Raw genomic sequence first — 25031 nt, 5'->3', positions numbered from 1 at the left:
GGTAAACCCGCCGGCTCAGCGCGGTCCGCCAATGGCGTGCGCCATCAACTCGTCGGCCCTCGACAGAAACAGCTTCAGCACCGGCGATGTATTCGACCTGCTATAGCCGATCACGAGATCGACGGTCGGCGTCTCGCCTTCCAACGGCCGGCTGACCACCGACCACGGCAGCAGGTTGGTCGCATACTCGGGCATCAGCGCGAGCCCGCGCGTGGAGGCGACCAGCGACATCGCCATGGCCAGGTTGTCGACGCCATGCTCGGGCGCGACCGTGATGCCGTTCTCGTCCAGATAGCGCTGGATCACATCGTGCAGCACGCGCGCCTTGTTCGACGCCATGATGAAAGTCTCGCCGGCGAAGTCCTCCGGACGGATCGCGCTGCGCTCGGTGAGGCGATGGTCGCTCGGCATGAGCACGATCAGCTTCTCGCTACTGACCACCCGATAGTCCAGATCGAAGCCGGGTTCGGCACGCAGAAACGCAAGGTCGAGCTTGCCGCGCGCGAGTGCGTCGGCCAGGTCCGGCGAATAGTGGCTCGACACCGTGACGTCGATGTTCGGCAGTTCATCGCGCAACACCTGCATGGCGCGCGGCAGCCACGTCATTTCCTGGCCGGTGAGAAATCCCAGCGCGAAAACCTGCTTGGACGGCCGCGCCGCTCGGCGCGCGGCTTCGGTGGCGGCGTCGACTTGCGAGAGCGCGAGCCGCGCGTGGTCGAGAAAAGCCTTGCCCGCCGCGGTCAACTCGACGCCGCGCGCGCTGCGGCTGAACAACTCCGCGCCGACCTCGTCTTCCAGATCGCGAATCTGGCGGCTCAGCGACGGCTGCGAAGTGTGCAGACGCCGTTCCGCCGCCACCGTCAGGCTGCCCGTTTCGGCGACGGCCACGAAGTACCGCAGATGTCGGAGTTCCATAAAACCTCTTTGAGTCTCCCGGCCGGTGATGGCATGCCTGACAGGCATGCCCGTCAGCCTACAAAGTCTTTTTCCTCTGCGCAAGCCCCCAGTACATTACCCCTCATGCAGCGCGACTAAAGACCGCCAAACCAGCTACACGGCCTTTTGACAAGCGCCCGCCCTCCATGCCTTTCACCTATATCGCCGAGGACCCGAAAATGAACCAGACAGTTGCTTCGAACGACGCCGCCGCGACCCGTCACACCCATCAGAGCGCGCCGACCCGGTATGTCGACGCGAACGGCATCCGCTTCGCCTATCGCCGTTTCGGCAAAACGGGCGGAGTGCCGCTCGTGTTCAACATCCATTTCACTGGGACGATGGACCACTGGGACCCGGCCGTGACCGATGGCCTCGCACAGGATCGCGAAGTCATTCTGTTCAACAACGCCGGCATTTCGAGCACGTCTGGCGAAGTGCCGGAGTCGATCGAAGAAATGGCCGCCAACGCCGCCGCGTTCATCAAGGCGCTGGGCCTCAAGCAAGTCGACGTGCTGGGCTTCTCGATGGGCGGCCTGATCGCGCAGACGCTGGCGATCGCCGAACCGGCCCTGGTGCGCCGCGTGATCCTGGTCGGCACCGGCCCGCGCGGCGGCGAGGCGATGCAATCGCTGACGCCCGAGGCTCAGGAGATTTTCAGCGCAGCGTATGCGCGACCGGATCATCTGTGGCTGCGCGTGCACTTTTCGCCTTCGGATGCGAGCCAGACCGCCGGCCGCCGCTTCCTGCAGCGCTTCCGCCAGCGTAGTGAAGGACGCGACCCGGAGGCCAACGAGAAGGTCGCGCCGGCCCAGCTCGCCGCGCTCGCCAAATGGGGCGCGCCGCGTGAGAACCCGTTCGACTATCTGAAGGCCCTCAGGCAGCCGACGCTCGTCGTCAACGGCGACCACGACGTGATCATCTATTCGATCAATTCGTGGATTCTTCAGCAGAACCTGCCGAACGCGCAACTGATCATCTACCCCGATGCCAGCCACGGTTCGCTGTACCAGTACCCGGAGCGTTTTGTGGCCCACGTCGCGCAATTCCTCGCCGACAGCGGGTCCACGGTCTGAGCATACGGCCCTGCGTTCGCCAACTTGATTGCCTCGCACTCGAATCAACTCGAAGGAGTTTCACCATGAACGACCTCACAGGAAAAACCGCGCTCGTCACGGGCGCTTCACGCGGCATCGGCCGCGCCAGTGCTCTGGCGCTCGCCAGGGCCGGCGCGCAGGTGCTGGTTCACTACAGCAGCGGCGAAAAAGAGGCAGATGCCGTGGTCGCGGAAATTCGCGCGGCCGGCGGCAATGCGCAGAAAGTCGCCGCGAATCTGCGCGCAGCGGACGGCCCGCATACGCTCGCCAAACAGGTGCGCGCCGTGATCGGCCAGCGGCTGGATATTCTGGTGGCCAACGCGGGGATTTCGAAGGGCGTCAGCATCGAGGACACGACCGTCGAGGACTTCGACGATCTGTTCGCCGTGAACGTGCGCGCGCCCTACTTCCTCGTGCAGCAATTGCTGCCGGTGATGTGCAAGGGCAGCAGCGTGGTGCTGCTGTCGTCGCTCGCGGCGCGCGCCGCGGTCGGCACGCTGTCGGCCTACGCCGCCACCAAGGGCGCGGTCGATACGCTCGTCAAGCATTTCGCCGCCGCGCTCGGTGAACGTGGGATTCGTGTGAATGCGGTCGCGCCGGGTGTGGTCGAAACCGATATGTCGAACTTCACGAAGACCGACACGGGGCGCGCGGCGACGCTGGGTATGCAGGCGCTCAAGCGTGTGGCGCAGCCGGATGATATCGGCGGCGCCGTGGCCTTTCTGGCCTCGGATGCCGCACGGTGGGTTACCGGCGAAACGTTGCATGTCGACGGCGGTTCGAAGCTCTGAATCCGTGAACGCCATTCCGTTTGCGACCGCGCCGGGAAGACTCTCTGGAATGCCGCCGATGCGTGGCGGCACGCGGTGAGTCTTCTTCGGCGCGATTCGATGCGCGCTTCAAACGGCGAGCGAGCCGCTTACTTCCACAAAGTGCGGCCGAAAAACGTCAGCGTGCGATCCCAGGCCAGTTGCGCCCACACCGGATCGAACTGAGTCCTCGGAATACGGCCCGGGCCGACCGCCGTTTCGTTCGCGAACGCATGGTGTGCGAGATAGCGATGAAACTCGACGTCGACATTCGCGTCCTTCAGTTTGCTTTCCAGCGCGTCGACCGTTTCAGACACGAAGAAGTTGTCTTGCGTCGCCCAGTGACCGATCAGCGGTGCCTTGATTTTCGATGCGTCGATATATTCCAGCGGCGGGAAGCCATACCAGACCACGCCGGCGGACACTTCAGGGATATTGCACAGTGCGAGCAAGGTCAGCGCGCCGCCCATGCAAAAACCCGTCACGCCGACATTCGTCGCGTGCTGCTTCAGATACTGGACGGCGCCGCGCACATCCTGCGTGGCGGCGTCGCCGAAATCGAGCCCGTCGAGCAGATGGTGGGCTTCTTCCTCTTCGACCGTCGTTTTGCCTCGGAAGAGATCGGGCACCAGCGCCAGATAGCCGCACTGCGCGAGCCGGTCGGCCACGCCGCGAATCTGATCGTTCACGCCCCACCACTCCTGAATCACGACGATGGCGGGCGCTCCCTCCAATTTCTGCGGCTTGGCAAGATAGCCCTGGATCTGCTGGCCGTCGGGCCGGCTAAAGGTGATCATCGAACCTGCTGTCTGAGTCATCAGTTGCTCCTCGAAGTAGACGAAAGCGCTAGCATAGTCCCGACGTGGCAGGTTCTGCTTGCCCGCTGCCGCGGCAGGCTGGCCGGTCAGAACAGCGCTCTGCGCAGCGAAGGAACCTGTCGCTGCGCGCCACCTTGACATGATCGAGTTGCAACGCGATGAAAAGCCGCTCCGCGTCGTGAATGGAATCCACGGCCATCAAAAGACGGAGCGGCAACGCGCGCTTCAAGTCTGGAAATAGCGCGGCCGGTCGAGGTCGGCGATCAAGCCCGGCTGTCTTGGCTCCCAGTCCAGCAGCTTGCGCGTCTGCTCGCTTGAGGTCGGGGCGTCCAGCCCGGCAAACAGCGCGAACCAGCCGAAATGATCGGCCGCCTCATTGACCGTTTGCGCGACGACCGGCACGTTCAGGCGTCGGCCGATCACAGCGGCGATCTCCTTGAACGGCACGCCTTCCTCGGCAATGGCGTGAAACCTGCTGCCGGCGACGCCGCGTTCGAGCGCGAGCCGGTAAACACGCGCGGCGTCGTGCCGGTGCACCGCGGGCCAGCGGTTGAGGCCATCGCCGATGTATGCCGAGACGCCCTTTTCACGCGCCACGCGGATGAGATGCGGAACGAAGGCATGGTCGCCATCGCCATGCACCGACGGCGGCAGACGAACCACCGACGCGCGCACGCCACGCGCCGCCAGCGACGCAGCCGTTGCCTCCGACACGCGAGGATAGGAGTCCGTGCGTGGCACCGCCGCATCGTCCTCGGTCGCGAGGCGGCCCGACGCCAGCAACGCGACCCCGGACGTCACGAGCAGCGGACGCTCCGAGCCGACGAGCACGGAGCCGAGCGCTTCGATGGCGCGCCGGTCCAACTCGCAGTTCTCCGCGAACCGGGAGAAGTCGTGATTGAAGGCCGTATGGATTACACCGTCCGCAGCGGCCGCTCCGGCTTTGAGGCTGTCGAGATCCTCGAGCGAACCACGCTGGACCTCCGCTCCGGTTTTGGCCAGCGACTCGGCTGCGGCGTCCGAGCGCACGAGGCCGAGCACCGAATATCCGGCGGCAATGAGTTCCGCAACCACAGCGGAGCCGACGAATCCGGTCGCTCCGGTAACAAAGACGCGCATCGTAAGACCCTCCTGTTGAAAACGAAGGTCGACTATCGGCGGGTTTGCTTCGGAGATGAAGTAGTGACGTTTTAGGGGTATACGCACTAACAGCTTGAGCGATTGAGATGTCAGGCAAGCATCTTGCTGCTGTCGCTGAAGATAAGTCGTGCATCTTCAACGTCCGGAGCGCGGGATGCGTCAATTAAACCGCTTTGCCTTATTCATGCTGCTGCCGCTCGCAGCGTGCGCGGCAGGACCGTCGAGTCCCGCCGATACCGGCTTTGGCCCGTCACCGGTATTGCCGGCGCCGGAATCGTCGCTGATGACCACGGTCAATATCGCGCCCGTCCAACCGCCGGCCGCCGGCTTTCTCCCAACCGCGCCAAACGGGTTTGTCGTGACGCAATTCGGCCGCGGGCTGACTCACCCGCGCTGGCTCTACACGCTGCCGAACGGCGACGTGCTCGTGGCGGAAAGCAATGCACCCGAGCAACACGACGAAGGCAGCGGCATATTCGGCTGGGTTAGAAAACAGGTCATGAAACGCGCGGGAGCCGGCACACCGAGTCCCGACCGTATCGTGCTATTGCGCGATACCACCGGCAGCGGCGTCGCCGATCAGCAGACCGTGTTCCTCACTGGCCTGCACTCGCCGTTCGGCATGGCGCTGATCGGCAATCAGCTCTATGTCGCCGATACGGACGCCATTCTGCGATTCGACTACACGCCCGGCGCGACCCGCATCGACACGCCTGGCGTGAAGGTGGCTGATCTGCCGGCTGGGCCGATCAATCATCACTGGACCAAGAACATCCTGGCTGATCGTTCGGGCAAGCATCTCTACGTGACGGTGGGATCGAACAGCAACGCGGGAGAAAACGGCGCCGAGGCCGAAGCGGACCGCGCACGGATTCTCGAATTCGACGTGGCGTCGGGCCAGATGCGCCCCTTCGCGACAGGCTTGCGCAACCCCAACGGACTGTCCTGGCAGCCCGACAGCGGCGCGCTGTGGACAGCGGTCAATGAGCGCGACGACCTGGGCAACAACCTCGTGCCCGATTACATGACGTCCGTGAAAGACGGTGCGTTTTACGGCTTTCCCTACAGCTATTACGGCCAGCATATCGACACGCGCGTCAAACCTCAGCGCCCCGACCTGGTCGCCACGGCCATCGCACCGGACTATGCGCTCGGCAATCACACGGCATCGCTCGGGCTGGTTTTTTACGATCGGACGCTGTTCCCGGCGCATTACCGAGGCGGTGCTTTTGTCGGTCAGCATGGGTCGTGGAATCGAAAACCGTATAGCGGCTACAAGGTGGTGTTCATTCCGTTCGTCAAAGGCCAACCCGAAGGTGCTCCGGAAGATTTCCTGAGCGGTTTTCTGACCGCGGACGGTCACGCGATCGGTCGGCCGGTCGGTGTCGCGGTGGATAAGCGTGGCGCGCTGTTAGTAGCGGACGACGTCGGCAATGCGGTCTGGCGTGTGGCGCCAAGTACCGATACCGGCGCGGCGGTCGGCACGCCGCCGGCGCAATGACAGCGGATCCGCCAACCGCTTATCGGCAGCACAACGGCGATTACTCTAGTCCCGCAAGTTAGAACCGCTCCAGCACGCCAAGCTGCACGCCCTTGACCGGCGCGCCGGGATACGCGACCGGCAGCCCGGTCACGTTGACGCCGCGCAGGGTGAAGCTGGCATCGTCGTGATTGGCCAGATAGGCCCCGCTGAAATAGAACAGCAAACTGCGCGAGAAGTTATATTCGAACGCAACGCTGAACTGGTCAGCGCTCGCACCGGCGCCGGTATAGTCGCGCACATGCGCATAGCCCAGCGACGCGCGAGCACTTGGAGAAAAACTGTACTGCGCCGAGAGCGATCCGCCCGCGCCGTGATAGAGCGGCGTGCCGCCATCGCCGTTGAAGAACGCGAGCCACACACGCACCTTGTCGATCGCGTAGGTCGCGCCACCGAGATTCGCCCGCAGCGCGCCCGCGCCGTGCGTCTGCTGTCGCGCGTAGAGCAGCCTGAGGTTGTCGATCTGATAGGCGGCGGTCACGTAGTATCCGTCGATGCCGTTGCCGTCGTTCTCCGACGGATCGCGCGTGGCCGTCATCACCGTCGCGCTGAAGCCGCCGACGACCGGCGAGAAATACGCGATCGCGTTGCTGGCGTAGGGCGTGATCTTCGACAGGTTGTTCAGTCCGGACGCGATGGTGCCGGCGCCGAACGCATCGAGGTCGCCCTTGAACGGGATATAGATGGGTGAATATTGCCGGCCGAAACGCACCTCGCCCCAAGCGTTGCGCGCGCCGATCCACGCCTGACGGTTGAATAGAACACCGGGAGTCTGAAGCGTGCCGTCGACCGAGCTAAAGCCGTTTTCCAGCGTGAAGATGATATCCGTGCCGTTGCCGAGCGGCTCGCTGCCGCGCAAGCCGACGCGCGAACCACGATAGGCACCCGAGTCCAGACGTGGAGTCCAGCCGGACCCCGGGTCGGTTATTTCGAGGCTGGTGTCCAGCACGCCGTACAGCGTGACGGTGCCCGCGCCGCCATCGGAGGCCGCCACACTCTGCAAGCAAAATAACAGCGCCGCGCCTGCCACGCCCGCGCGCCAGCCCACGCGACGGCTCCAGGCGGCGACCTGCGCCATCGGATCCCACGTTTGTCGCGGCTTTTCGAGTCGAGTTTTCGCGGCGCCGACCAGATGCAGTCCTCCATAGGCACGTCGAACGTGTGTTCCGGAATGAGGACGTCCACCGCCGCATCACGAGTGGAATGTGAACGGGTGTTGAACGGCCCAGCAGCGAACATAACAGACCTGAGCCGGTTTGCAATTTTCAGCGTGGTGAATCAAGAGCGTTCAGCCGCGCATGGGACGCATAACGCTCAAACGACGGCTGCAAATCCGCGCGCTTCTTTCGCTGCCGGCCTATGGACTCGCAACAGCCCGGCCGCCTCGTCTGGGTCATGCTGCTGCAGGTTGAACTGGCTGATCGACACCTGCAGCAGCCTCGCCTGTTCAGTCAGCGTCTGCGCCACCGCCGCGGCCTGCTCGACCAGCGCCGCGTTTTGCTGCGTCACGCTATCCATCTGCGCGACGGCGTCCCCGACCTGATCGATGCCAGCGCTTTGCTCGGCGGCCGCCGCCGCGATATCGCGCATGACGCCCGACACTTTCGCAATGGCCTCGCGCGCGGAGTGAATCGTCGCGCCGGTTTGCCCGACGAACTCGGCGCCGGTCCCGACCTTGTCCACCGCGTGGCTGATCAGCGCGCGGATTTCCTTCGCTGCCGCCGCGCTACGCTGCGCGAGCGTGCGAACCTCGCCGGCGACGACCGCGAAGCCACGCCCCGCATCGCCGGCTCGGGCCGCTTCGACCGCCGCGTTCAGCGCGAGAATATTGGTCTGAAACGCGATGCCTTCGATGACCGAGATGATCTCCACCATCTTGTGCGATTCCGTCGATATCTCCTGCATCGTCGATACCGCTTGCGCCGCCATCTCGCCGCCGCGATTGACGATCTGCTCCGCCCCGGCGGTCAGTTGGCTCGCTGTCTGCGCGTTCTCCGCCGTTTGTCGGACCATCGCCGTCATTTGCTCCATGCTCGCCGCGGTTTCCTCGAGCGATGCCGCCTGATTCTCCGTGCGCGCCGACAGGTCCGTATTGCCGCCGGCAATCTCACGCGCGCCCGTCGCCACTTTGTCGGCCGCGCCTTTGATCTGTTCGATCGTGTGAGCGAGCGCGTCGCGCATAAGGTGCATGGTGTGCAGCAGGCTCGACTCGTCGCCGTGACGGAGATGGATGGGAATGGCGAGGTTGCCTTGGGTGATTTCACCGGCCACTTGCGCGACGTAGACCGGATCGCCGCCGATCGTGCGCCGGATGCTGCGATTGGTCAGCGAGACAAGCGCGGACAGCAGCAACGCGACGCCCGCGAAGATTCCGCCGACAAAATACAGCGACTTCTTGAACGCGGCGTCGATGTCATCCACGTATGCGCCCGTGGCGATGATCCAGTCCCACGGCGCGTAACGCACCACGTAGCCGATCTTGCCGACCGCTGCTGAGGGCGGGTCCTGCGGATGCGGGAAAACATAATCGACGAAGCCGCCGTTCGGCTTCTGCGCGACCGCGGCGAACGTCACGTAGTGGTGGCGGCCGTCGGCATCCGCAGTACCGACGAGATCCTTGCCGTTCAACGCAGGCTTCATCGCATGCATGACCATGCGCGGTGTCGAATCGATGACGAGAAAATAGCCGTCCTCGCCGTAACGTATGCCGCGCAGCCGTTCGAGCGCCTGCCGGCGGGCGTCCGCTTCGCTAAGCGCGCCGCTTTGCGCCAGTGCCGCATATTCGGTCACGATGCTGAGTCCGACATGCGCCACGTTCACGAGATCGTTTTTGCGCTCCTCGATGCGCGTCTGCCGCGACAGCCACGCCGCCGACACCGACACGGCGAGAAGTGCCACGAGACTGACGACCAGCGGCAGCCAGAGCTTCTGTGTGAAACTGAATCGGACCATGCACGCGCCCCACGTCGGTATCGAACGATCGAGTCAGGTCGCGTCATGGCAACAGGTGCCGATATGGCATCGGCGCGCTGTTGCGTGAGTGCGACCACCCGATTCATTTATCGGCAAGCGCGTGCATCTTTTGTGTAGAGACAAACCCTTTGCGGGGAGTGAGCCTGAGCCACCGCAAAGGTGGCCGGCCCGCAGTGGCCTCAGTGCTTCTCGTATTCATCGTGCCGGCGCCACCACACACCCGTTTCGTTACGTCCTTTGGGCGCGCGGTCGAGCCACTGGTACATACCCCAGAGCGCGTCCACACCGCGTCCGTAGGTGGAATATGTGTGGTACATGGCGCCGTCTTCGAGCACGAACGCGCTCATGCCGGGCCTGTCGAGTGAATACGTGGGCGCGTCGGTTCCGCAGGCGGTCGCGAACTCGACCACGGGCGCCGGCGCCGGCGTCGCATCCATTGCATGGCCGCCGCGCTGGTAGTTGTATTCGACGCTTCCATCGCGCTGCTGCTGCTCGGTGAACGAGACGTTGATGTCGAAGTTGAAGTCGCTGCCCGCCGACGAGGCCCACGGAAATGTCCATCCCATGCGCCGCTTGTATGCCTGCAGCTTCGCGAGCGGCGCGCGCGATACCGCCGTCATTGCGACGTCGTGATTCGCCAGATGGACCACGGAACCATTGAACCCGTCCGCGACCGCCGAACACGACGGACAGCCCGCGGCGTAGTCGGGGCCGAACATGAAGTGATAGACGAGCAACTGCGAGCGTCCGCGGAAGAGATCGGCCAGCGAGGCGCTGCCTTCATCCGTCTCGAACCGGTATGCCTTGTCGATTCGTACCCAGGGCAGCGCTTGCCGCTGCCGGGCCAGCTCGTCGCTCTGCCGCGTGAGCGCCTTTTCCGCGTCGAGCAGTTCGAGCCGTGCGGCCAGCCATTCTTCCCGTGTGCCGATGCTGTGTTTCGTCGTCATGCTTGCCTCCTTGCTTCGCTATGCGAAGTGCTGTGGGTGGGTCGTGCTAGATTAGCCCCGGGCTTCGAACGACGGGAGTGACAAGTGTGGCGTGATTCAACTCGAAGATGGACTCGCTAGTCACGGCAGCGGCGCGCGCGCTCGCCGCGGGCGATCCGCTCGGCGCGCTGAATCGCGTCGCCTTGCGCGACGACGCGCCCGCGCTCGCGCTGCGCGGCATCGCCATGGCGCAGCTCGGCGATCTGGTGCGGGCCAAGGCGCTCTTGCGAAGCGCCGCGCGCGCCTTCGGTGCGCGGGAGCCGGTGGCCCGAGCGCGATGTGTCGTCGCCGAGGCCGAGATTGCACTCGCCTCGCGCGATCTCAACTGGCCCACGAAGGCACTGGACGCTGCACGCGCCACCCTGGAAGCGCACGGTGACGGTCTCAACGCCGCACATGCGCGCTATCTCGCGGTGCGGCGCCTGCTGCTGATCGGCCGTCTCGACGAGGCCGAACGCGCGCTCGCCGGGCTCGACCCTACGCCGTTTCCACCGGCTTTGAGAACTGCACACGAACTGATGGTCGCCGGTGTCGCGCTGCGCCGTCTTCAAACCAAAGCGGCACGCGCCGCACTGGAGCGAGCCCGGCGCGCAGCGGGTCTCGCGGGCATCCCTGCTCTGACGGCGGAGGTCGACAACGCGGCGCTCGTTCTGGACGCACCCGCGGCGCGACTGCTCGCGCACGGCGAGGAACGTCCGCTGCTGCTCGACGAGGTGGAAGCGCTGCTGGCATCGAAAGCATTGATCGTGGATGCGTGCCGTCACGTGGTGCGCGACGCGGGAACGGTGATCTCGCTCGCCAGCCGACCGGTGTTGTTCGTGCTCGTCCGCGCGCTGGCCGAAGCATGGCCTGACGACGTATCGCGCGACGTGCTGGTTGCGCGAGCCTTCAGGGCCAAGGCCGCCGATGAATCGCATCGCGCGCGCCTGCGGGTCGAACTCGGGCGGCTGCGTTCGGTGCTTCGCACCGTGGCCGGCGTGAGCGCGACGCGGCGCGGGTTCGCGCTGGTGCCGCGACATGGGCAAGAGGTGGTCGTGCTGGCGCGGCCTGTCGAGGACAAACATGCGCCCGTGCTTGCCTTGCTCGCGGACGGCGAGTCGTGGTCGAGTTCGGCCCTCGCGCTCGCGCTCGGCGCGAGCCAGCGCACCGTGCAGCGGACCCTCGATACGCTCGCGGCGCAAGACAAGGTACAGTCGCTGGGCCGAGGTCGCGCGCGTCGGTGGATGACGCCGCCCATGCCCGGCTTCACGACGACCTTGTTACTCCCCGCTCCGTTGCCGATTGATTAGGATGGCAACACGAAAACCACGAGGGACAAGTCATGAAACGATCAGCCGCCGAAATCATCAACGAGTACGGACCTTTTGAGGGCATAGAACGCGTGCATGGCGTGACGTACGACGGCCAGCACGTCTGGTTCGCAACGGGCGACGCGTTGAACGCGTTCGACCCGGAAAGCGGCAAGCAGGTCCGCTCGCTCGATGTCGCTGCGCACGCCGGTACGGCCTTCGACGGCGAGCATCTGTTCCAGATCGCCGAGGACCGTATCCAGAAGATCGATCCGAAGACCGGCCGCGTGCTCGCCACGATTCCCGCGCCGGGCGGCGGCGCGGACTCGGGACTCGCGTGGGCCGAAGGGACGCTGTGGGTCGGACAGTATCGGGAGCGCAAGATCCATCAAGTCGATCCGCAGACGGGGGCGATTCTGCGCACCATCGAGTCCAATCGCTTCGTGACCGGCGTCACGTGGGTCGACGGTGAACTTTGGCATGGCACGTGGGAAGGCGACGAAAGCGAATTGCGGCGCATCGATCCGCGCACCGGTGAAGTTCAGGAGCGGCTGGAGATGCCCTCCGGGGTCAGCGTGTCGGGACTGGAATCCGATGGCGGCGACCGGTTCTTTTGCGGCGGCGGAAGCAGCGGCAAGGTACGGGCAGTGCGGCGGCCTAAGTGAGATTGTGGGGTGGGCGCCGGTTGCAAAAAGCAAGCCGCAAGCCGCAATCGGCACCTGCATCGGCCTATCGGCGCTCACGTCCCGGCAAGTCCTGCAGCAGATCCATGAACGCCCGCACCTTCGCGCTCAGCAAGCGCCGCGAGTTGTACAGCGCCCAGATCTCGACCGGCGGCCCATCCGCCACACCCCAACAAACGAGCCGTCCCGCCGCCACATCCTGCTCGACCAGTAATTTAGGCAACATCGCCGCGCCCACTCCATCGAGCACCGCGTTGCGCACCATCAGCAGCGATGAGAGCCGCAGCACCGGCATCGGCGCGAGCGATCTCGGACCACTTTCCGCGCGCACGCTCCACATCACATTCGCCGATGCCGCCACGGACACGACCGCGGGCACCGCCAACGCGGCGGCATCGCCAGCGGCCCATGGAGGTATCGACATCGTGGGTGCAGCGACCAGGAGCAGTTCGTCGCCGAGAATGCGCCGGCCCACCAGTTGCTGGTCGGGCGCAGGATTGATGCGGATCACCATGTCGTAGCCGTCCTCCACCGGATCGACAACGCGGTCTTCCGCAACCACTTCGAGCTCGACCTGCGGATAGGCCAACGCAAAACGCGTCGCGATCCGCACCAGCACCACGTGTGCGAACACGACCGGCGCACTGATCCGCAATCGTCCGCGCGGCACGGGCGCGCGCGACGCTACCGCCTCGCCTGCCTCCTGAATCTCCGCCATCAATCCCCGCGTGCGCTCGTGCAGCACGAGACCTTCTTCGGTCAGCCGCAACGTGCGCGAGCCTCGCTCGATTAGCCGCACGCCAAGCGTTTCTTCCAGTTCCGCCACGCGCCGCGACAGCGTGGCCTTGGGCCGGTCGAGCGCCCGGCTGGCCGGGCCGAAGCCGCCGTGCAGCGCAACCGCATTGAAATCGGCCAGTGACGTCAAATCCATGATCGCTCCAAATATGAGACGAGGTGTCTGAATTTTTGCACTTTCGTTACTCAAATGGAACATTTATTGTGTCGCTACGGGCTGACATTCAGCCCACCAACCCCAAGGAGAAAATCATGGCAATCCTCGTAACCGGCAGTACAGGCGTGGTCGGCAAGCAGGTTCTCGAACATCTTCTGGCAGGCGGCGGCGCGCAAGTTCGCGCGCTGACTCGCTCGCCGGAAAAAGCGCAATTCCCGGACGGGGTCACCGCGGTCCAAGGCGACCTGTCCGACGTGGACGGCTTGCGCCGCGCGATGAACGGCGTCAGCACGCTGTTCCTGCTCGCGCCGAACGCCCCGGACGAACTCACCCAAGCGCTGCAGACCCTGAGCGTGGCGCGCGAAGCCGGCGTAAAAGGCGTGGTGTATCTGTCGGTGTTCAAGGGCGCGGAGTATGTCGACGTGCCGCATTTCACCGGCAAGTACACGGTCGAACGCATGATCGAACACTGCGATCTGCCGGCCACCGTGTTGCGTCCCGCGTATTTCATCCAGAACGACGTACGCCAGAAAGAGCCTTTGCTCACGCATGGCGTGTACGGTATGCCGATCGGCGCTAAAGGTATTTCGATGGTCGACGTGCGCGATATCGGCGAGGCTGCCGCGCGCGAACTGCTGCGTCGCGAGCGGTCCGCAACCCGCTTGCCGCGCGAGACGTATGAACTGGTCGGCCCCGATGCGATCACGTCGGAGACCGTGGCGTCGATCTGGGCTGAAGCGCTGGGACGCACCGTGCGCTACGGCGGCGATGACCTCGACGTGCTCGAACAGCGCTTGAAAGCAGCCGCGCCAGGCTGGCTCGTCTACGACATGCGTCTGATGATGAGCCGCTATCAGCAGGACGGCGCGGTCGCATCGCAAGCGCAAATCGATCATCTCGCGACGCTGCTCGGCCGGCAGCCGCGGTCCTATCGGGACTTCGCGGCGGAGATGGCTGCTGCCTGGAAGAACGGTTGAGCGATTAAATCGGGGCGGCGAGGCAATGAGTCGCCCCGTTCAACGCACCACTGCTTTTGAATAAATGGATTGATTGCAGAGTTTCTAAAGTCATCGATTAAACACACGCTAAAGTTTTTCTCTCGCGCTGTCGTTTACACGGCATGCGCCGTGTGCCACATCATTCGCGCCGCATAAACAACGCTAATTCTGGCCCAAGTACAAACCACACTCCTTTCAATTCGTAATGAAAAAGTACATCGCACTCTTTGCCGTTGCCGGCACGCTATTGACTTCAGGCTGCGCGACTGTTTCCTCCATGTCGCCGACCACCTCGACGAGTTCGGTCGACACCACGAAAAACTCGTACGCGTTAATGACGGTGACGCTCAAAAACGCTTATCACACGAGTTATCAGCCGAGTCCTATCGTCGTGCATATGGAGCGCGGGGCGGCCGACTCGCGCGAAGACCGTTTGAATTTCAAATTCGACGACCAGGCCACCACGACGAGCGACACGGGTAATCATTATTTCATTCGCCTTCCTCTGGCGCCGGGCAAATATGTGATGCGCGGCATTACCGGTCAAAGCGGCATATTCCCGTTCCACGGCATGTTCTTTACGCCGCTTCATGAAGTGGTCGACATCAAACCGAATTCGATTGTGTATCTCGGCCATATCGACGCCACGATCGTGGAACGTAAAGACGGTGAATTGCGCGCGGGACCGGTCATTCCGCTGGTCGATCAGGCAGTGGCGGGTTTCAGCGGCGGAACGTGGGATATCAGCGTGAGCGACCAGTTTGACGACGATGTGACGGCATTCAAAAAAGACTTCCCGGCACTGACCAACGCATCGATCGATCGTGAAGTGCTGCCCGCCTGGGATAAAAAGAAAGCCACCGAATGGTGGAATAACCACTGATTTCAAGCTGCAAATCCGAACGGCGCGCGCAGCGCAACTCGCTTGCCTGCGCCCGTTTCCAAACAAGCCGATAATCGCATGACCGACAGGAAGGAGACGCCACGGTCATGCGCAATCTCGACGAAAACACGATCACCGAAGCGGTTCTTGCGCGTCACGCGCACTCACACGATGAGCGGCTGAAAACCATCGTCACGAGCCTCGTGCAGCACCTGCACGCGTTCGCGCGCGAGGTGAATCTGACCGAGAGCGAATGGGAACAGGGCATTCGTTTTCTCACCGACGTCGGCCATATCACCGACGACAAGCGCCAGGAATTCATCCTGCTCTCGGACGCTCGGCTTGTCGATGCTCGTCACCGCGATGGCGAACCGCAAGCCGCCGGGCTGCACGGAAGCGACGGTCTTCGGGCCGTTTTTCGTCGAAGGCGCGCCCGCCTATCGAAACGGCGACGACGTGTCCAACGGCGCACGCGGCGAGCCCTGCTTCGTGTCGGGAACGGTCAAGGGAGCCGACGGCGAAGCTGTAGCCAACGCGCGCATCGAAGTCTGGCAAGCAGACGCGGACGGCTTCTACGATGTGCAACGCGCCGGCGACGGCACGCATCGCGCCAGAGGCGTGCTCCATAGTCTCGCCGACGGGCGCTATCACTTCCGTTCCATCGTCGCCGAGCCTTATCCGATTCCACACGATGGACCGGTCGGGCGTATGCTGGCGGCGCTCGGCCGGCATCCGTGGCGTCCGGCGCATCTGCATTTCATGATCACGGCGCCTGGCTATGAGCGCCTCGTGACCCACGTGTTCCGCGAAGGCGATCAGTACCTCGATTCGGACGCGGTGTTCGGCGTTCGCTCGTCGCTCGTTGCACAGTGGAAGCACCATGAGGCAAGCACGGCACCGGACGGTACGTCCATGACCACGCCGTTCAGCACGCTTGAATTCGATTTTGTGCTGAACCGATCCGTGTGACACGGGTCACTCTCTTATCGCAGCAGCCATCCCCTACCGAGCTTGAATCCTATGGGAAAACGAGCACTCATCATCGGCGCGAGCGGCATTGTCGGCGGCAATCTTGCGGACCAGCTGCTTTCGAATGGCTGGCACGTCGCCGGACTTTCGCGCGGACGCGCGCCGGTGTCGCCGGCGATCGAATCGATTACGGCCGACCTGCAATCGGCCGACTCCGTCAGCGAGGCACTCGCCGGTCGGGCGTTTAGTCATGTGTTCCTCACCGCGTGGTCGCGCCAGGCCACTGAGAAAGAAAACATTCGCGTGAACGGCGCGATGGTGCGCCATGTAATGGACGCCGTAGGTCCATCAGGCACGCTCGAACATGCCGCGCTCGTGACAGGACTGAAGCATGTGCAAGCAGACGGGCCAGCCGTTCATCTTCCCCGGCTCGGCGGCGCAATGGAACAGTCTCACCGACATGACCGACGCGCGGCTGCTCGCACGGCACCTCGAGCGGGCCGCCACCTCCGCGAACGCGCGCAATGAAGACTTCAACGTGGTCAACGGCGACGTGTTCCGCTGGAAATGGATGTGGTCGCAAATCGCCGGCTACTTCGGGATCGAAGCCGTACCCTTCGACGGCGAGACACGTCCGCTCGAAGGCCGCATGCAGGACGCCGGCAAGGCATGGGCCGATATCGCCGCGCGCTTCGATCTGAAGGAAGCCGATATCGGCAAGCTCGCCTCGTGGTGGCACACCGACGCGGACCTGGGCCGCCCGATGGAAGTGCTCACGGATATGACCAAGAGCCGGCAAGCAGGCTTCCTCGATTATCAGAGCACGCCCGACTCGTTCTTCGCGCTGTTCGACCGGTTGAAGGCGGAGCGCATCATTCCCAGCGATACGCGCACGCGGCTAGCGGCCTCGATTGAACAGCGGTGACGCGTGGCTCGCGGCGGCGAGTTCCGAGGCCGCCGCAAGCAGTGTCGAACCGAGGCTGGCCATGCGTTTTTCGTCGAGCCGCACCAGCGGCCCGGCAATACTGATCACCCCCATCGCGGGATAGCCGCGCCGCTGCACGGGCGCGGCCATTGCCGTCATGCCGGGGGCAAAGACTTCGTTGATCGTCGCGTAGCCTCGTTCGCGTGCGGCGTGCACGAACTTCAGCAGTCCGCTGATCGTGGTCGGCGCATTCGGACCGTATTGTTTCGGTTGCCCGAAGCCCTGCCGCGTGACGAGTTCGAGCGCGCGTTCGTCGGTCATGGTCATCATCCATGCGTGGCCCGTGGCGCTGCACGAGAGGATCGTGTCCATGCCCATGTCCGGGTCGTAGCGCAAACCCTTCAACGCGCCCTGCGCCTTGGCGACCCACGTCAGCCGGTCGCCGTCCACGATTGCCAGCCGCACCAGTTCGCCGGATGTTTCGGCGAGCCGGTCGAGCATCGTCTGCGCGATGTCGACGATGCCGGACGTCGCGAGAAAACCGAGCCCCAACCCAACGAGCTTGGTGGTGAGCACGTAATCGCCATGCTCGCGCAACTGCCGCACATAGCCGCATTGCTTCAGATCGACGAGCAGCCGATGGCACGCGCTGCGCGGAATATCGAGCTCGTCCGCGATCATCGCGAGCGGCGTGCCCTCCATCTGCGCGGCGAGAAATTCGAGTACCGCGAGGGTGCGTTCCGTAACGCCTGGCATGCCGGTCTCCATCTTTTCTGAGTTCTTCGCGCAGCCAGTTTTGCACATTATGAGATGAAATTCCACCCTGGAACGGCATCCCACCCAAGGGTGCTAACCTTGGTTTCAAGGCGGCGCGGCGCGCACAGCGAGTTGGACAGCACCCCGAGTTCATCGATCAGACAAGAGAGCGGGAAACGGTTAGCAGCGCTCATCGCTTGCGACCTGCACCCCGTGCGGCGACGGTTAAGGAGACAACATGATTCAGGACACACAACACGGCACGCATGCCGCGATGCGCACGCGAGCGGTGACGGCGGCGGCCGTCGGCACCGCGCTCGAGTGGTTCGACTTCACGCTTTACGGCGCATTGGCCGCCACGGTTTTGCCCAAGCTGTTTTTCCCGTCGATGGATTCGACCTCCGCCCTGCTCGCCTCGCTCGCAACCTTCGGCGTGGGGCTCGCGGCGCGGCCGCTCGGCGCGATCATCTGCGGCCATTTGGGCGACAAGCTCGGGCGACGCAACCTCATGCTCGGCACCGTCACGGTGATGGGCCTCGCCTCGATGCTGATGGGCCTGCTGCCGACCTACGCGAGCATCGGCGTATGGGCGCCGGTCCTGCTGGTGCTGCTGCGAATTCTGCAAGGCTTCGCGCTGGGCGGCGAGTCGACCGGCGCGCAGTTGATGGCAATCGAACACGCCAGCGCCGACCGGCGCGGCAAATACTCCGGGCTGCTGGGCCTGTGTTCGCCGCTGAGTCAGATCATGGCCAACGGCGTATTGCTTCTGCTGTCGTCCATGATGTCGGCGCAGGCATTCGATTCGTACGGTTGGCGCATTCCTTTCATACTGAGCTTCATCCTGGTCGTGGTCGGCGTGTATATCCGCTTGCGAGTCAGCGAGACGCCCGCCTTCGTCGCGCTGCGTAAAACGGAAGTCGTACACGTCGGCAGCCCGCTGCGCGATGCATTGCGCCTGCACTGGAGAACCGTGCTGCGCTGGATGCTGTTCTTCTGCGGACCCGCGGCGATCTTCTACCTGATCGTGGTGTTCTCGCTCAGCTACATCACGAAGACGCTCGCTATCCCGAAGCAAACCGGCTTTCTGTTGCTAATGGGCGCCAATGTCTGCGCGATCGTCGGCGCGCTTGCCGGCGGCATGCTGAGCGACAAAATCGGCCGCAAGAAGGCGCTCGCAATCGGTTCGATCGCAACCTTGCTGATGCTCTTCGTGTACTTCCAGATTCTCGACACCAAGAGCTTTGTGCCGATGCTCGCGGCGATGGGCTTCTTCCTCGGCTTCACGCAGTTTCAAAGCGGCATTCAGCCGGTCGCGTTCGCCGAAGCGTTTCCGACCAATGTGCGCTACTCCGGCTCCGCGCTCGCCTATACCGGCGCGAATCTGGTGGCGGGCGGCCCGATGCCGGTGCTGGCGGTATGGCTTTTCTCCGTGTGCAACGGCTCGCCGTGGGGCGTGGTCGCCGTGTGCGTGGTCTTCAACGTGATTTCGCTCGTGATGATCCTGACGGCACGCGAAACCCTAGGCATCGACATGAACCGCACCGACTCGACGGCGGCCGTCACGGGCGAAGCGGACTTTACGCCGGCGCACGTGAGCAATAGCCATCGCACGTAATACGCGCGGCGCTGCGGCGCCACGCTGAATCATCGAAATTTTGCAAACAGGCGACCGAACAATGACTGAACTCGTATATGTACTGAATGGCTCAAACCTCAACATGCTGGGCAAGCGTGAGCCGCATCTGTACGGGACGACCACGCTCGCGCAGATTCAGCAGCAGGTGGAGGCGCTCGCGGTACGGCTGGAACTCCAATGCGAGTTCCGCCAGACCAACAGCGAGGCCATCATGGTCGACTGGCTGCAGGAAGCGTTCGAACGCGATGCCGCGGTGATCATCAATCCCGCCGGCTTTTCGTTCGCGTCGGTGCCGGTCTTCGACGCGGTCAAACTGATCGAGCGACCGTTGATCGAGCTGCATATCACCAACATCCACAAGCGCGATGAAACGTATCGCCATTCGCTGGTCTCGCGCGCGGCGACTGGTGTGATTTGCGGACTCGGTGCGAACGGGTATCTTGTCGCGCTGCAGGCGATGGCGATGGCGCTCGGGAAAAGTCCGAGCTTCGGGTGAGGGCGCCGAGCAGCAGGCCGGGTGGTGGGTGCCGCGCGACGCATGCGTCCGTTGGCACCTCGTTTCATCGAGGCAGTGTGAACTTGTGAATGTCGCCGGTCGAATCCGATTCGGTGTGGGTCGCCGCGTCAATCCTGCACCGAACAGTTCGTTGAATGGCTCAGGGTCCCATAGGTCCTGGCGACCGGGCGCTCACTTGAACGACCGGTGGCCATACGCGGGCGCCGATACGCGCGGCTCCAGCAAGCCACCCTCTTCACCATCAGGCGATGTTCCACATCATGCGGGCGGCGCATGTTGGCATTCCGCCGCGAACCAACTGTCGACCTGACGCTGTGCCGCTTGCAGGTCCGCCGGGTAGTACGGGTCGAACCACCTGGATGGGTCGTAGCCAGCTTTCCTTAGAGCTGCCAGCTCGCTGCGGCTTCGCTCCGGCGTCGGAGGGGCGTTGTTCTTGAGCGCGGCCAGGTCCTCGCATTGCAATGCGCTCAAGTGCGACGCGCTTTGCTGGCTGCCGCCTGCCGCGCAGCCACCGAGCAATAAAACTAGCGCGGACAGCATCGTCGACATTTTCGGCGGGTTCTTCATCTCACTTCTCCTTCCATTGAATCGACACAGGACAGCGGCGTCAAACGTCCGATAAGCGGGCCGCTGCCCACACGAAACAATCCTCCATTGCCGCGCCGCCGGGAGCCCTGACCGCGCCGCAGCAGTCCTTGGATTTCCCGCTATACCAGCAGTGCAGAGAACTGCGTGCTGTCGAGTCTAGCGAACCGCGCACGAATCCACCGAATACCCATTACCCGCCATGCCTCGCAGCGCGGCATTTTCGCCCGCAAATTGACGCGAACGGTCCGGATGAGGGAAAACCCGTATAATCCCCTCTCAAGAGGTCAGACAACTAGAGGACATCAGTCGTCAAGACCCTGACCTGTGCCGGCCGCGCAGCATCCCCCTTGCAAAGCATTCTCCTCAGATCCGTGAACCCGACCGCCACCGCCCTGCCGTTCCGCAACGCCCTGTTCGCCATGCTCGGCATCGGCCTCGTCAACATGCTGGTCGCACTCGATCAGACGGTCGTCAGCACCGCGCTGCCTTCCATCGTCGCCGAATTGCATGGGTTCGAGTACTACGCGTGGATCGCCAGCGCGTATCTGCTGGCGTCGGTGGTAACGGTGCCGGTGTTCGGGCGGCTCGGCGACTACTTCGGCCGCAAGCGCTTCGTCATCGCCGCGGTCATCACGTTCACGGCGGCGTCGGTGCTCTGCGGCGTCGCGAACGACATGCTGTTTCTCGTCATCGCGCGCGGCCTGCAAGGCGTCGGCGGCGGGATGATGGTCGGGACGGCGTTCGCCTCGATTCCCGATCTGTTTCCCGATCCGCGCGCGCGCGTGCGCTGGCAAGTGGTGATGGCCGCCGCATACGGCATCGGCACGGCGGCGGGACCGTCGCTCGGCGGCTGGATGAGCGAGCACTGGGGCTGGCGTTCGACCTTCCTGATCAATCTGCCGGTGGGCGCGGCGGCGCTCTATTTCATCTGGGCGCATCTGCCGGCCTTCCGGCGTCCGCATGAAGGCGAAGTCAAAATCGACTGGCTCGGCGCGGCGCTGGTCGCGGCCGTGCTCGGCGGTCTGCAGGCTTTTATCGAAGCCGTGCCAAAAAACGGCCTGACCGCCGGCAATCTCACGCTGGCCGCTTGTGTGATCGTGGGCACGATCGCGCTACTGATCTGCGAGAAGCGCGCTACCCACCCGATCATTCCGCTCGACCTGTTCAAGGATCCGCAGCTCGTCACGTTGTTCACGCTCGGCATGCTGTCCGGCTTCGTGATGTTCTCGCTGATCTTCTTCGCACCGCTGTTGCTGCAAGGCGGCTTTGGGTTGTCGCCGCAACAGGCCGGCCTGCTCGCCACGCCCATCGCCGCCTGTATCGCGCTCGGCAGTCTGCTGAATACGCGCATCGTGATTCACATGAAGAAGCCGACGCAAATTTTGTCGATCGGCTTCGCGCTGCTGCTTTTCGCTGCCATCGCGCTGGCGTTCGCGAATCCGGACACGCCGCACGTCTGGATCGAATTGCCGATGGCTGCGGTCGGTATCGGTCTCGGCTTCATCCTCAACAATCTGAATGTGTTTGGCCAGGAGATCGCCGGACGCGAGCGCTTCGGCATCACGACAGCGCTGCTGCAATCCACGCGCATGGTGGGCGGCATGTTGGGCACGAGCATTGTCGCGACCGTGGTGCAGCATCATTACCGCGACGTGGTCACGCGCACGATGAGCGTGCTCGGCGAACCGGCTGCGTCGCAATGGCGGCCTCGCTTCGTCGATCTGCGCATTCTTATCGACGAAGCGTCGCGTCTGAAGCTGATCGCGGATATGAAGCCGTCAGGGCTCAATACGCTCGCGTTGATCGACACGGCGCGCGATGCGCTGGTGCAGTCGATACATATCGGCGTGTGGCTGACGGCGGTCGCGGCGCTGGCGGCCGCGTTGCTGGTGCAGCGGATCTCTCACGTGGTGTTTCGCAAGAGTTGAAGGCGGCGATGGGTCTCGGCGCATGCTGCGTGGAGGCTCAATCGGCCGCCGTCATTGTGTTGAAATCAGAGCGGTCGGTCTACCAACCATTAACACGAACGCCGCACGAAGATCGCGGCGTTGTCTTGGCAGAAATCCAGCGCCCGCTTACTGCGCGCCGAGCTTCCTGATCAGCGCACCGAGTTGCGCCGACTCTTCATCGGTCAAATCGGTCAGCGGTGCGCGGACCGGACCGGCGTCGTGGCCGACCAGCTTCGCGCCCGCCTTCACGATGCTTACCGCGTAACCCGCGCGACGATTCCGGATCGCCAGATACGGCAGGAAGAATTCGTCGAGCAGCCTGCCTTGCGTTGCATGATCATCGGCAGCGACCGCGCGATAAAACTCCATCGCCGTCTTCGGAATGAAGTTGAACACCGCCGATGAATACACCGGCACACCCAGCGCCTTATACGCCGCCGCATAGACTTCCGCGGTCGGCAGGCCGCCGAGATACGAGAAACGGTCGCCAAGGCGACGGCGAATCGTCACCATCGCTTCGATCTCCCCCACGCCATCCTTGAAGCCGATCAGGTTCCGGCAGCGGTCCGCGAGACGTTCGAGCATGTCCGCATTCAGCTTCGAATTGGCGCGGTTGTAGACGATCACGCCAATGTTCGGCACGGACTTGCACACCTGCTCCACGTGCGCCGCGATGCCTTCCTGCGACGCTTCAGTCAAATAATGCGGCATCAGCAACACGCCGCTTGCGCCGAGACGTTCGGCTTCCTGCGCGTATTCGATCGCCACGCGCGTGGGGCCGCCCGCACCCGCGAGAATCGGCACCTTGCCTCGGCAGGTGTCCGTCGCCGTGCGGATCACGTTCGTGTAGTCGGTTTTCGTCAGCGAGAAGAATTCGCCCGTGCCGCCCGCGGCGAACAGCGCGGTCGCGCCGTAAGGCGCGAGCCATTCGAGGCGCGCAGCGTAGGTGTCGGCGCGAAACTCGCCGTGCGCGTCGAAGTCGGTCACGGGAAAGGACAGCAGCCCTTCGGAAACGATGGCTTTGAGTTCTTGAGGTGAAGTCATGGCGTGTATGGCGTTTGAGGCTTCAGGTGCGGTGGGCGCGCGCGATTACTCGCGCAGCCACCCGGGTCATCGATTGTTTCAGCGCACCAGACACGGGCGCTTGTTGTCGAACTTCCAGTTTGGAATCAGATATTGCATGGCCACGCCGTCGTCGCGCGCGCCCAAACCGTGTTGCTGATAAAGCGCGTGCGCCTTCTCGATCTCGTCCATGTCGAGTTCGATACCGAGTCCCGCGGCCTGCGGCACCTTGACCTTGCCGCCGACGATCTGCAGCGGCTCGCGCGTCAGACGCTGGCCGTCCTGCCAGATCCAGTGGGTGTCGATCGCGGTGATCTTGCCGGGCGCGGCGGCCGCCACGTGCGTGAACATCGCGAGCGAAATGTCGAAGTGATTGTTCGAGTGCGAACCCCACGTGAGGCCCCAGTCGTTGCACATCTGCGCGACGCGCACCGAGCCCTGCATGGTCCAGAAGTGCGGATCGGCAAGCGGAATATCCACGGACTGCAACTGGATCGCGTGACCCATCTGGCGCCAGTCGGTGGCGATCATGTTGGTCGCTGTCGGCAAGCCGGTCGCGCGGCGGAATTCGGCCATCACCTCGCGGCCCGAATAACCGTTTTCGGCGCCGCACGGATCTTCCGCGTAGGCGAGCACGTCGCGCTGGTCGCGGCACAGGCGCACCGCTTCCGCCAGCGACCAGGCGCCGTTCGGGTCCAGCGTGACGCGTGCCTTCGGGAAACGCTCGGCGAGTGCGGTGACGGCTTCGATCTCGGCATCGCCGGGCAGCACGCCGCCTTTGAGCTTGAAGTCGTTGAAGCCGTAGCGCGCCTGCGCGGCTTCGGCCAGACGCACGACCGCCGCGGGCGTCATGGCTTCTTCGGTGCGTACGCGCTCCCAATCGTCGCGGCCATCGGCGCCGCTCGCATATTCCAGGTCGGTCTTCTTGCGGTCGCCGATATAGAACAGATAGCCGAGCATTTCCACTTCGTCGCGTTGCTGGCCTTCGCCGAGCAATGCGGCGACGGGCACGCCCAGATGCTGACCGAGCAGATCGAGCAGCGCGGCTTCGAGCGCGGTCACCGCGTGAATCGTGGTGCGCAGATCGAAGGTCTGCAAACCGCGGCCGCCCGCGTCGCGGTCGGCGAATTGCGTGCGCGCCTTGTTCAGGACCGCTTGCAGATTGCCGATCGACTGACCGACGACGAGCGGACGCGCGTCGTCGATGGTCTTGCGGATGCTCTCGCCGCCGGGCACTTCACCGACGCCGGTGTGTCCCGCGCTGTCGCGAAGAATGACGATATTGCGCGTGAAGAACGGGCCATGCGCGCCGCTCAGATTGAGCAACATGCTGTCGCGTCCGGCGACAGGCACGACACGCAGTTCAGTGACGACCGGAGTGGCGTTCAGTTCGGAAGATTTCGTGGACATGATGTTGGATCCGATGAGTTAGTGAGCCGGGCGGCGCAAATCGAGGCGCTGTGCGATCGCGCTCGACACGGACACCGGACGGAAACTGGAAATGAGTTGGCGCATGCTGAGCAGT

22 protein-coding genes and 2 pseudogenes are annotated in these 25031 nt (G+C 63.8%); 12 read left to right on the top strand and 12 right to left on the bottom strand.

Annotated elements, in window-relative coordinates:
* Window positions 1-15: 15 nt before the first annotated feature.
* Window positions 16-915 (bottom strand): LysR substrate-binding domain-containing protein, encoded by a 900-nt coding sequence (locus B0G75_RS02510; protein WP_106300329.1) that lies wholly within the window; start codon window positions 913-915, stop codon window positions 16-18.
* Window positions 916-1115: 200 nt separating this feature from the next.
* Between B0G75_RS02510 and B0G75_RS02505 the strand changes: the two genes are divergently transcribed.
* Together B0G75_RS02505 and B0G75_RS02500 are read left to right on the top strand one after the other, a co-directional pair.
* Window positions 1116-2012, top strand: coding sequence for an alpha/beta fold hydrolase (locus B0G75_RS02505; protein WP_106301773.1), 897 nt, complete (start codon window positions 1116-1118; stop codon window positions 2010-2012).
* 65 nt (window positions 2013-2077) lie between these two features.
* A complete protein-coding gene (locus B0G75_RS02500) occupies window positions 2078-2824 on the top strand; it encodes an SDR family NAD(P)-dependent oxidoreductase (protein WP_106300327.1) in 747 nt (248 codons plus the stop codon).
* A gap of 128 nt (window positions 2825-2952) precedes the next feature.
* On the opposite strand, the gene B0G75_RS02495 is transcribed toward B0G75_RS02500, so the two are convergent.
* Both B0G75_RS02495 and B0G75_RS02490 read right to left on the bottom strand, forming a co-directional pair.
* Window positions 2953-3660, bottom strand: a complete 708-nt coding sequence (locus B0G75_RS02495; protein WP_106301770.1) for a dienelactone hydrolase family protein — start codon at window positions 3658-3660, stop codon at window positions 2953-2955.
* A gap of 225 nt (window positions 3661-3885) precedes the next feature.
* Window positions 3886-4779: an SDR family oxidoreductase gene (locus tag B0G75_RS02490; protein WP_106300325.1), complete on the bottom strand. Its 894-nt coding sequence runs from the start codon at window positions 4777-4779 to the stop codon at window positions 3886-3888.
* 175 nt (window positions 4780-4954) lie between these two features.
* On the opposite strand from B0G75_RS02490, the gene B0G75_RS02485 reads away from it, so the two are divergent.
* Window positions 4955-6301 carry a sorbosone dehydrogenase family protein gene (locus B0G75_RS02485; protein ID WP_106300323.1) on the top strand — a complete coding sequence of 449 codons (1347 nt, stop codon included), beginning with the start codon at window positions 4955-4957 and terminating at the stop codon, window positions 6299-6301.
* 58 nt (window positions 6302-6359) lie between these two features.
* On the opposite strand, the gene B0G75_RS02480 is transcribed toward B0G75_RS02485, so the two are convergent.
* From B0G75_RS02480 to B0G75_RS02470, 3 genes are all read right to left on the bottom strand, one after another.
* Entirely contained in the window at window positions 6360-7418 is a 1059-nt protein-coding gene (locus B0G75_RS02480) for a porin (protein ID WP_106300321.1), read from the bottom strand.
* Between the two features lie 236 nt (window positions 7419-7654).
* Entirely contained in the window at window positions 7655-9292 is a 1638-nt protein-coding gene (locus B0G75_RS02475; RefSeq protein ID WP_106300319.1) for a methyl-accepting chemotaxis protein, read from the bottom strand.
* A 200-nt stretch (window positions 9293-9492) separates the two neighbouring features.
* The gene (locus tag B0G75_RS02470; protein WP_106300317.1) at window positions 9493-10260 is read right to left on the bottom strand and encodes a DUF899 domain-containing protein; all 768 of its coding nucleotides are present in this window, start codon (window positions 10258-10260) and stop codon (window positions 9493-9495) included.
* 107 nt (window positions 10261-10367) lie between these two features.
* On the opposite strand from B0G75_RS02470, the gene B0G75_RS02465 reads away from it, so the two are divergent.
* The gene (locus B0G75_RS02465; RefSeq protein WP_106300315.1) at window positions 10368-11588 is read left to right on the top strand and encodes a helix-turn-helix domain-containing protein; all 1221 of its coding nucleotides are present in this window, start codon (window positions 10368-10370) and stop codon (window positions 11586-11588) included.
* Window positions 11589-11620: 32 nt separating this feature from the next.
* A complete protein-coding gene (locus B0G75_RS02460) occupies window positions 11621-12253 on the top strand; it encodes a PQQ-binding-like beta-propeller repeat protein (RefSeq protein ID WP_106300313.1) in 633 nt (210 codons plus the stop codon).
* Window positions 12254-12317: 64 nt separating this feature from the next.
* Here the strand turns inward: B0G75_RS02460 and B0G75_RS02455 are convergent, their stop codons facing one another.
* Window positions 12318-13202 carry a LysR family transcriptional regulator gene (locus B0G75_RS02455; RefSeq protein ID WP_106300311.1) on the bottom strand — a complete coding sequence of 295 codons (885 nt, stop codon included), beginning with the start codon at window positions 13200-13202 and terminating at the stop codon, window positions 12318-12320.
* A gap of 116 nt (window positions 13203-13318) precedes the next feature.
* Between B0G75_RS02455 and B0G75_RS02450 the strand changes: the two genes are divergently transcribed.
* Together B0G75_RS02450 and B0G75_RS02445 are read left to right on the top strand one after the other, a co-directional pair.
* On the top strand, window positions 13319-14200 hold the full coding sequence (locus B0G75_RS02450; RefSeq protein WP_106300309.1) for an NmrA/HSCARG family protein: 882 nt from the start codon (window positions 13319-13321) through the stop codon (window positions 14198-14200).
* Between the two features lie 226 nt (window positions 14201-14426).
* Window positions 14427-15104 carry a hypothetical protein gene (locus B0G75_RS02445; RefSeq protein ID WP_106300307.1) on the top strand — a complete coding sequence of 226 codons (678 nt, stop codon included), beginning with the start codon at window positions 14427-14429 and terminating at the stop codon, window positions 15102-15104.
* Window positions 15105-15106: 2 nt separating this feature from the next.
* Here B0G75_RS02445 and B0G75_RS40445 read toward each other — a convergent pair whose 3' ends face one another.
* Window positions 15107-15262: a hypothetical protein gene (locus B0G75_RS40445; RefSeq protein ID WP_181309180.1), complete on the bottom strand. Its 156-nt coding sequence runs from the start codon at window positions 15260-15262 to the stop codon at window positions 15107-15109.
* On the opposite strand from B0G75_RS40445, the pseudogene B0G75_RS02440 reads away from it, so the two are divergent.
* Window positions 15212-16073 (top strand): annotated as a pseudogene (locus B0G75_RS02440) (intradiol ring-cleavage dioxygenase). The gene B0G75_RS40445 and the pseudogene B0G75_RS02440 overlap by 51 nt on opposite strands.
* 51 nt (window positions 16074-16124) lie before the next feature.
* Window positions 16125-16998 (top strand): annotated as a pseudogene (locus tag B0G75_RS02435) (NAD-dependent epimerase/dehydratase family protein).
* On the opposite strand, the gene B0G75_RS02430 reads toward B0G75_RS02435, so the two are convergent.
* A complete protein-coding gene (locus B0G75_RS02430; protein ID WP_106300305.1) occupies window positions 16972-17754 on the bottom strand; it encodes an IclR family transcriptional regulator in 783 nt (260 codons plus the stop codon). The pseudogene B0G75_RS02435 and the gene B0G75_RS02430 overlap by 27 nt on opposite strands.
* A gap of 238 nt (window positions 17755-17992) precedes the next feature.
* Between B0G75_RS02430 and B0G75_RS02425 the strand changes: the two genes are divergently transcribed.
* Entirely contained in the window at window positions 17993-19369 is a 1377-nt protein-coding gene (locus B0G75_RS02425) for an MFS transporter (RefSeq protein ID WP_106300303.1), read from the top strand.
* Window positions 19370-19430: 61 nt separating this feature from the next.
* Window positions 19431-19886: a type II 3-dehydroquinate dehydratase gene (locus B0G75_RS02420; protein WP_106300301.1), complete on the top strand. Its 456-nt coding sequence runs from the start codon at window positions 19431-19433 to the stop codon at window positions 19884-19886.
* Between the two features lie 279 nt (window positions 19887-20165).
* Here B0G75_RS02420 and B0G75_RS02415 read toward each other — a convergent pair whose 3' ends face one another.
* The gene (locus B0G75_RS02415; protein WP_106300299.1) at window positions 20166-20474 is read right to left on the bottom strand and encodes a DUF4148 domain-containing protein; all 309 of its coding nucleotides are present in this window, start codon (window positions 20472-20474) and stop codon (window positions 20166-20168) included.
* Between the two features lie 440 nt (window positions 20475-20914).
* Here B0G75_RS02415 and B0G75_RS02410 point away from each other — a divergent pair, with 440 nt between their 5' ends.
* A complete protein-coding gene (locus B0G75_RS02410; protein WP_106301767.1) occupies window positions 20915-22423 on the top strand; it encodes an MFS transporter in 1509 nt (502 codons plus the stop codon).
* Between the two features lie 147 nt (window positions 22424-22570).
* Here the strand turns inward: B0G75_RS02410 and kdgD are convergent, their stop codons facing one another.
* On the bottom strand, window positions 22571-23488 hold the full coding sequence (gene kdgD, locus B0G75_RS02405; RefSeq protein WP_106300297.1) for a 5-dehydro-4-deoxyglucarate dehydratase: 918 nt from the start codon (window positions 23486-23488) through the stop codon (window positions 22571-22573).
* A 78-nt stretch (window positions 23489-23566) separates the two neighbouring features.
* The gene (gene gudD / locus B0G75_RS02400; protein WP_106300295.1) at window positions 23567-24916 is read right to left on the bottom strand and encodes a glucarate dehydratase; all 1350 of its coding nucleotides are present in this window, start codon (window positions 24914-24916) and stop codon (window positions 23567-23569) included.
* Window positions 24917-25031: the final 115 nt, after the last annotated feature.

Source organism: Paraburkholderia sp. BL18I3N2 (assembly GCF_003001875.1).
GTDB classification, from domain to species: Bacteria; Pseudomonadota; Gammaproteobacteria; order Burkholderiales; family Burkholderiaceae; genus Paraburkholderia; species Paraburkholderia phytofirmans.
Note: the sequence above shows the minus strand (reverse complement) of the source record. Positions and strands in the feature narration are given on the sequence as shown.

Coding starts and splice junctions, on each gene's coding strand:
- B0G75_RS02510 (WP_106300329.1), bottom strand. CDS start 915: ATGGAACTCCGACATCTGCGGTACTTCGTGGCCGTCGCCGAAACGGGC.
- B0G75_RS02505 (WP_106301773.1), top strand. CDS start 1,116: ATGAACCAGACAGTTGCTTCGAACGACGCCGCCGCGACCCGTCACACC.
- B0G75_RS02500 (WP_106300327.1), top strand. CDS start 2,078: ATGAACGACCTCACAGGAAAAACCGCGCTCGTCACGGGCGCTTCACGC.
- B0G75_RS02495 (WP_106301770.1), bottom strand. CDS start 3,660: ATGACTCAGACAGCAGGTTCGATGATCACCTTTAGCCGGCCCGACGGC.
- B0G75_RS02490 (WP_106300325.1), bottom strand. CDS start 4,779: ATGCGCGTCTTTGTTACCGGAGCGACCGGATTCGTCGGCTCCGCTGTG.
- B0G75_RS02485 (WP_106300323.1), top strand. CDS start 4,955: ATGCGTCAATTAAACCGCTTTGCCTTATTCATGCTGCTGCCGCTCGCA.
- B0G75_RS02480 (WP_106300321.1), bottom strand. CDS start 7,418: ATGGCGCAGGTCGCCGCCTGGAGCCGTCGCGTGGGCTGGCGCGCGGGC.
- B0G75_RS02475 (WP_106300319.1), bottom strand. CDS start 9,292: ATGGTCCGATTCAGTTTCACACAGAAGCTCTGGCTGCCGCTGGTCGTC.
- B0G75_RS02470 (WP_106300317.1), bottom strand. CDS start 10,260: ATGACGACGAAACACAGCATCGGCACACGGGAAGAATGGCTGGCCGCA.
- B0G75_RS02465 (WP_106300315.1), top strand. CDS start 10,368: ATGGACTCGCTAGTCACGGCAGCGGCGCGCGCGCTCGCCGCGGGCGAT.
- B0G75_RS02460 (WP_106300313.1), top strand. CDS start 11,621: ATGAAACGATCAGCCGCCGAAATCATCAACGAGTACGGACCTTTTGAG.
- B0G75_RS02455 (WP_106300311.1), bottom strand. CDS start 13,202: ATGGATTTGACGTCACTGGCCGATTTCAATGCGGTTGCGCTGCACGGC.
- B0G75_RS02450 (WP_106300309.1), top strand. CDS start 13,319: ATGGCAATCCTCGTAACCGGCAGTACAGGCGTGGTCGGCAAGCAGGTT.
- B0G75_RS02445 (WP_106300307.1), top strand. CDS start 14,427: ATGAAAAAGTACATCGCACTCTTTGCCGTTGCCGGCACGCTATTGACT.
- B0G75_RS02430 (WP_106300305.1), bottom strand. CDS start 17,754: ATGCCAGGCGTTACGGAACGCACCCTCGCGGTACTCGAATTTCTCGCC.
- B0G75_RS02425 (WP_106300303.1), top strand. CDS start 17,993: ATGATTCAGGACACACAACACGGCACGCATGCCGCGATGCGCACGCGA.
- B0G75_RS02420 (WP_106300301.1), top strand. CDS start 19,431: ATGACTGAACTCGTATATGTACTGAATGGCTCAAACCTCAACATGCTG.
- B0G75_RS02415 (WP_106300299.1), bottom strand. CDS start 20,474: ATGAAGAACCCGCCGAAAATGTCGACGATGCTGTCCGCGCTAGTTTTA.
- B0G75_RS02410 (WP_106301767.1), top strand. CDS start 20,915: ATGCTCGGCATCGGCCTCGTCAACATGCTGGTCGCACTCGATCAGACG.
- kdgD (WP_106300297.1), bottom strand. CDS start 23,488: ATGACTTCACCTCAAGAACTCAAAGCCATCGTTTCCGAAGGGCTGCTG.
- gudD (WP_106300295.1), bottom strand. CDS start 24,916: ATGTCCACGAAATCTTCCGAACTGAACGCCACTCCGGTCGTCACTGAA.